1 protein-coding gene and 1 pseudogene are annotated in these 1,117 nt (G+C 61.4%); both read right to left on the reverse strand.

Annotated features, from left to right (window positions below; genetic code table 11):
* Nucleotides 1–543: type I phosphomannose isomerase catalytic subunit (locus H6B10_RS14620; protein WP_345941857.1), on the reverse strand; the 543-nt coding region annotated here is incomplete at its 3' end.
* Between the two features lie 7 nt (nt 544–550).
* Nucleotides 551–1,117: pseudogene (locus tag H6B10_RS14625) on the reverse strand (phospho-sugar mutase); the annotation flags it as partial.

Here is a 1,117-nt window from a genome sequence, read left to right on the forward strand (position 1 = left end):
GACGATGCCCTGGCAGATGGCATGCAGCGTGCCGGAAGGAATGAAGAATACATCGCCTTTATGTACCGGCGCGGCGTTGAGCACTTCGGTCAGGGTGTTGTCCTTGATGCGGCGCTCAAACTCTTCGTGGCTGATCTCGTGGTCAAAGCCGTAGTACAGGAAGGCACCGGGTTCGCAGTCCAGAATGTACCACATCTCGGTCTTGCCGTACTGGTGCTCATGCTCCAGGGCGTACTCGTTGGAGGGGTGTACCTGGATGGAAAGGTTGCCTTTGGCGTCGATGAATTTGGTCAGAATGGGGAAGTCCTCAAACTTCTCGCAATCGGTACCCAGGATGCCGCGGCCCTGTTCGGCCAGGTAGTCGGCCAGGGTCTTGCCGTCGTGGGGGCCGCCCACGATCACGGAAGGCCCGTCCGGATGGCAGGAGAGCACCCAGGCTTCGGCCAGGGGGTGCAGGTCGCTCTCGATCCCGAAATCGGTGCGCAGTTTGTCGCCGCCCCACAGGTAATCCTTGCAGGCGGGTTTCAGTTTCAGCATGGCCATGGTCAGATCATCCTTTCATCATCTGGGCCGCAGCGGCGGCCAGGGTTTCGTTCACGGCATCGGCTTCGGCTTCGCTGGCGCCCACGGCAGACAGATATACTTTGATCTTCGGCTCGGTGCCGGAGGGACGCACCATGAACTTGTGGCCGCCCGCCAGCCGGTATTCCAGCACATCGGCCCGGGGCAGGCCGTTGTAGCCGCCCTCAATGTTGTAATCCACGGCGGTTTCCACCGGGTAACCGCCGATGGCAGCGGGGGCGTTGGCGCGCAGACCGGCCATCAGCTGCTGCATGGTGTGCATGCCGCTTTCACCCTCAAAGGTGAAGGAGCACAGGGCGTTGCGGTAGTAGCCGAACTCCTTGTACAGTGCCTCAATGGCATCCAGCAGGGTCATACCCTGCTGGGCGTACCAGGCGGCAGCCTCGCAGACCAGCAGCGTGGCGTTCACGGCGTCCTTGTCCCGCACATGCCCGCCGGAAAGGTAGCCGTAGCTCTCCTCAAAGCCGAAGATATAGCGGTCCACATGACCTTCCGCTTCCAGCAGGCCGATCTGCTCACCGATGAACTTGAAGCC

Source organism: Gemmiger formicilis (assembly GCF_016901605.1).
Classification (GTDB): Bacteria; Bacillota; Clostridia; order Oscillospirales; family Ruminococcaceae; genus Gemmiger; species Gemmiger formicilis_B.